Below are 4,712 nucleotides of genomic sequence, written 5' to 3'. Positions count from 1 at the left end.
ACAAGCACGCTGTTTCCTTCACCAGCAGTGCCGCCCGCCACTCGTTCAACTGGCCCGTGTTCAGCGCGGCCAAGGTTCGTGGCATCTCCATGACCAGGGCTTTGGCCATCCCCAACAGCCGGGAGCCGCGATTCGGGGCCTCCCGCCTAGCCAACGCCACTTGGGCACCCACACCCTTACCCCGTTCGGACACGGGTACACCGGCCTCGGCCTGCTCTTGCCGTTGGGTCAGATCCAACGCCACGGCAATTCTTGCCTGCAAAGCAACGATCGCCGACTTCATGTCTTCTAGAGCGCGCAATTGATTGATCAGATCACCGCTGACGGTGCCGGACTCAACAGCACTTGGCTGTCGAGAGGAGCTGGGGTGCAATGATGAGCCGGACTGCACAGCACCGAGCCGGACACGGCCTGGACGAACGGAATCGTCACCGACAGGAACCAGCGCAGGCATAGGCGCCCCCGACGCCACCACACCCGCTCGCCTGTCCCGAATCTGCTCCATGTCCATACTCTTGCAGGAGGCACCGACAAAATAAGGACCATGCCCGGGAACATTGCCCGGCGGCTGGGCAGCGAGCAGCGGGCAGCTGTGACCCAGCGCAGCAGAAATCGCCGGCTCGCGTACCAATCAGGCATGCACGGCCGGCCCGCCCGGGCCCTGCAGACGTCAGTCCGGCGCGTCCGTGGGAGCTTCGTAGCCTTCGGGAATCGCTGGCACTGCAGCATCGAGGGCCCCGGTGTAGACGCGCGCCGACGCCAGGCGCCCGCCTTCACCGCTCAGTTTCATGTGCAACCTTTTTGCGTTGACAACGGGCAGTTGATGGATCCGTCGGTTGCCGACCGTCTTTCCCTCAACAAGCTCTGCATCATCGCTGGACACGATGTGGTGAGTGATCCGCTGCCCCGGACTCAGGTCCTCCACGAGCTCAAGGTGGTTGAAGGTGACCGCAGCCGGAAAGCTCAAGGTCGCTCCGCCGTCGTGATGTTCAATGGTTGCCTCAACCGCGCCGGAGAGCCGACGGTCCAACTCGGCCTTCCACTCCCGGAGCCGTTGCGCGTCCTCGTCGGGAATCAATCCGCGGGTGTCCGGCGGCAGGTTCAGCAGAAGGTTGGCTCCCATACCCACGGACTGGTAGTAGATCGCGAGCAGGTGCTCGGTGGATTTTACTTCGTCGTCCGGGTGCCAGAACCAGCCACGACGGATGGAAACGTCGCATTCGGGCGGCAAGTAGTGCGCAGTTCCGAGCCCCGAGCTGGAGTCCGTGTATTGGGTATCGGACGTGCGGTCCACCACGTAGTTCACGGGATCCAACGCCAGGCCGTTCTCGTTGCCCACCCAGCGGATGGTCGGCTGGCCCATGTTGAAGATCATGGCCTCAGGCTGATGCTCCTTAACCACAGCGATGATCCGGTCCCAGTCGTACTCCCGGCCCACCGAGCCCGCGCCGTCGAACCACAATTCCATGAGCGAACCGTAGCCCGTGCACAGTTCCGTGAGCTGCTGGATGTAGAAGTCGTCATACGCTGCGGAATCGCTGTAGCAGCCGGCGTTCCGGTCCCAGGGCGACAGGTAAAGTCCCAGTCCTATCCCTTGTTCCGCGCAGGCCTCCGCGACGTCGCGGACCACATCACCTTTCCCGCCACGCCACGGCGATGACGCAACGGAGTAGTCAGTGGTGGTCGTCGGCCAGAGACAGAAGCCGTCATGGTGTTTGGCAGTGAGGACCAAGTACTTGGCACCCGCTTCCTTTGCCACGCGAACCCAACTTCCGGCGTCGAGCTCTGAGGGGTTGAAGGTGGAGGCAGGGATGGTGCCGTCGCTCCATTCCTTGCCGGCGAAGGTGTTGATGCCGAAGTGGATGAACGCACCGAATTCCAGCTGCTGCCAGCAGAGTTGCGCGGCCGTGGGCGTCAGGGACATTGGGCGGGTTCCTGTCCGTGGATCAGCCACTGTGCCGTGCGAATGATGGCTTGATCGCCTTGTTCAGTTCGCAGTCCTGCGATGTCGGACCGTGTGACGGCCGCGCCTTCAAAGAGGCTCACTACCGTGGCAGCAACGTCGCTTATTTCGGGTTCGGTAAGGTCCGGCCTGCCACGCCGGACCACGCCTTGCACATGCCCGGAGTACTGCGAATAGAAGGAGCGCAGGGCGCTGGCCGCCAGCTCGTCCGACGCCGCCAGCGCCCAAATCTCAAGGTGCATCCTGACATCTGCCAGGTCCGAATGTTCCAGGAGCAGGGCTTCCAACAAGCGGTGGGAATCGGACCGGGTCAGAGTGCCCGACGCCCCGGCTCGGAGGTCGAAGCCTGCCGCTTCTTCAAGCCGCCTCAGCGAGCGTTCCAGGGTGCGCTCCAGGACGGCGCGGATGAGGTCGGACCGGGTGGGAAAGTAGTGCTGCAGATGTCCGATGCGCACTCCGGCAGCAGCAGCAAAGTCCCGCATGGCAGCGTTTGCGTTGCCCTTGGTGACCAGAACTTCTTCAGCAGCGTCAAGGAGCGCCGCCTTCCTCAGGACGCCCTTGCTTTCGGTCATGACCTCAATATTGTCACACCGTGTGACTCGAGCCTGGCGAGGGCGGACCCCACATCCGGAGCGGATTCCGGGAAGGAAACGCCGGGTGCGGCTCCGGCAGCCAGAACGTTGTGAAGGCCCAGGAAACCGCCCAATGCTGTCAGATGTGCCTGGCCCTGCGGATCAGAAATAAGAGCAGTTCTTGTTCCAAGGGGCCCTTTCACGTCCACACGGACGTGTGCCGTCCCGCCCGAGCCCGGAGAGTACAAAAGGGAGCGCCGCAGCGGCGCCCATCGCTGGCCGCTCCCCCAGCGGAAGAGCCCTACCGCCTTCGCGGCGAGCAACGCTGTCGTGGATGCATTGGAACTGAACCCGATCCTTGTGGCCACCGAGCCGGCGCCGATAGTGAGCGGCAACGTGAACTGCTCGGGGGTGTCCAGCCTTGCCACTTTGGTGCGGTGGCCCGCGATGTCCACCCACCGCGTATCGCTCAGGGGACTTACGACGGCGGCCTTACCGCCTTTGCGTACTTCGAAGTCCAGTCCCAGCCGGTCAATGAAGTCGACGGAATCGGCGCCTGCTTGGTCGTTGGTGTCGTAGCGGATGGCGACATCAACGTGGTCGGCGCCGCCTGTTTCCTCTGCCAATGCTGCTGCCGCGGCACTCGTCACTCCACCCATCCAACCGGAACTCAGCAGCACGGGTGCGGCCGGTCGCAAGAGTGTGGCTTGGGCGATGGCCCTGGTGACCCGGCTGGTCCAGCGAGTGACGTCAACATACGGAATCCCGGCCCCCACGGCTGCGCGGAGCACCCTGTCTTCGGAGTCATTGACCGTGCTGATAACGGCCCTGACGTTGGCTTTGAAGGGTTCCGGCTGATTGAGGTCCCATTTTTGTACACTCACGCGTTGGCTGACCAGATGGCTGCCGGCGCCTGGATTTCTCCCGGTCAGAAGTAGGGGCCACTCCTTCGCGGCGAGTTGAGTGAGGGCAGTTCCTACTGTGCCGTAGCCGCCTGCGATCAGCACAGGGCCGGAGGGATCGAGTTCAAGGAGATCGTTCATGAAATTGATTCTAGGTCATTTGACCTAAAATTGCCTGATGCGTTCACCTTCGTGCCGACGGCGCGTAGGCTGCGGGTATCTGCCTGAGGACACAAAGGAGAGATCATGACCCTTCCTCCAACACACGAGCCCGAGCCATTCCCACCGGATCCGGGACCAGTGCCGCCGCCACCGGATCCCACCACGCCGTTTCCGCCCAGTCCCATTCCAAGCCCCAACCCGTCGCCGGTGCCCGATCCTGGGCCCGTTCCGCCGCGCCCGAACCCTGATCCCACCTACTGACCTCCTTTGAGAGTCAACGACGGCGGCTGGTCGCCTGTGTGGGCGACCGGCCGCCGTCGCGGTTTTCAGGCCGTTAGGCGATGGCCCGCTTGATGAGTTCGACGATCTTCGCTTCGACCTCCGGCGTGATCTCCTTGAGGGCAAACGACGTGGGCCACATGTCGCCGTCGTCGAGCTTGGCGTTCTCTTCGAAGCCGAGAGTGGCGTACCGTGCCTTGAACTTGTGTGAGCTCTGGAAGAAGACGATGTTCTTCCCGTCCCTGGCGTAGGCCGGCATCCCGTACCAGGTCTTGGGCGTCAGTTCCGGCGCGTGTTCCGTGACGATTGCGTGGAGCCGTTCGGCCATGGCCTTGTCAGACTCGGGCATTTCAGCGATCTTTGCCATCACGTCAGCTTCACCGTCTGCTTTGGACGCCTTCTTGCGCGGAGCTTTCTTCAGTTCCTGTGCGCGCTCCTTCATTGCGGCGCGCTCTTCCTCCGTAAAGCCGTCGTAGGACTTGGTCTTGTCAGTCGTTCCGGTCTCGGCCATGGCAGGCCCCTCTTCTCTGCTGGATATCTTGCGGATACCCCAAAGCTACGGTGCTGGCCCGCTGGAAGCTTCTCCGAAACTGCTCAGTTGGGGCTGTGGTGGGTCTTGAGTTTTTCCTGAGGAAGTGTTGCGGGTTTGCAGGATGGGTTCTTGATCCGGCCCCGGCACAGTAGTTCTTGTCAGCCAGAGAGGCTGGAAGAAACGGCCGGCCGGTCTCACGGTGGCCTCCCGAAAGGACACCGATTCCCATGGCCATCACCCTCAAGACCACCTCCGGCAAGATCCTCGCCTCCGTCGCACTGCTCGGCACCGCAGCCGCCGTC

The 4,712-nt window shown here is 62.9% G+C and carries 4 protein-coding genes and 1 pseudogene; all 5 read right to left on the bottom strand.

Annotated features, from left to right (window positions below; translation table 11 throughout):
* Window positions 1–511, bottom strand: a pseudogene (locus GVL04_RS23875) (HNH endonuclease); the annotation flags it as partial.
* Window positions 512–670: 159 nt separating this feature from the next.
* Window positions 671–1,924, bottom strand: coding sequence for an alpha-L-fucosidase (locus tag GVL04_RS23870; protein WP_159709137.1), 1,254 nt, complete (start codon window positions 1,922–1,924; stop codon window positions 671–673).
* Complete coding sequence (locus GVL04_RS23865; RefSeq protein ID WP_159709136.1) at window positions 1,915–2,535, bottom strand: TetR/AcrR family transcriptional regulator; 621 nt, start codon at window positions 2,533–2,535, stop codon at window positions 1,915–1,917. The genes GVL04_RS23870 and GVL04_RS23865 overlap by 10 nt, the downstream gene beginning before the upstream one ends.
* Window positions 2,532–3,578 carry a saccharopine dehydrogenase gene (locus tag GVL04_RS23860; protein ID WP_159709135.1) on the bottom strand — a complete coding sequence of 349 codons (1,047 nt, stop codon included), beginning with the start codon at window positions 3,576–3,578 and terminating at the stop codon, window positions 2,532–2,534. The genes GVL04_RS23865 and GVL04_RS23860 overlap by 4 nt, the downstream gene beginning before the upstream one ends.
* 355 nt (window positions 3,579–3,933) lie before the next feature.
* The gene (locus tag GVL04_RS23855) at window positions 3,934–4,389 is read right to left on the bottom strand and encodes an iron chaperone (RefSeq protein ID WP_159709134.1); all 456 of its coding nucleotides are present in this window, start codon (window positions 4,387–4,389) and stop codon (window positions 3,934–3,936) included.
* Window positions 4,390–4,712 lie beyond the last annotated feature (323 nt).

Source organism: Arthrobacter sp. 18067, assembly GCF_902706295.1.
In the GTDB taxonomy this organism is placed as follows: Bacteria; Actinomycetota; Actinomycetes; order Actinomycetales; family Micrococcaceae; genus Arthrobacter.
This window is presented reverse-complemented; position numbering and strand designations above follow the sequence as displayed.

Bases quoted from the DNA above. Each gene is read 5' to 3' on its own strand.
- GVL04_RS23860 (WP_159709135.1), bottom strand. From the start codon at position 3,578: ATGAACGATCTCCTTGAACTCGATCCCTCCGGCCCTGTGCTGATCGCA.
- GVL04_RS23865 (WP_159709136.1), bottom strand. From the start codon at position 2,535: ATGACCGAAAGCAAGGGCGTCCTGAGGAAGGCGGCGCTCCTTGACGCT.
- GVL04_RS23870 (WP_159709137.1), bottom strand. From the start codon at position 1,924: ATGTCCCTGACGCCCACGGCCGCGCAACTCTGCTGGCAGCAGCTGGAA.
- GVL04_RS23855 (WP_159709134.1), bottom strand. From the start codon at position 4,389: ATGGCCGAGACCGGAACGACTGACAAGACCAAGTCCTACGACGGCTTT.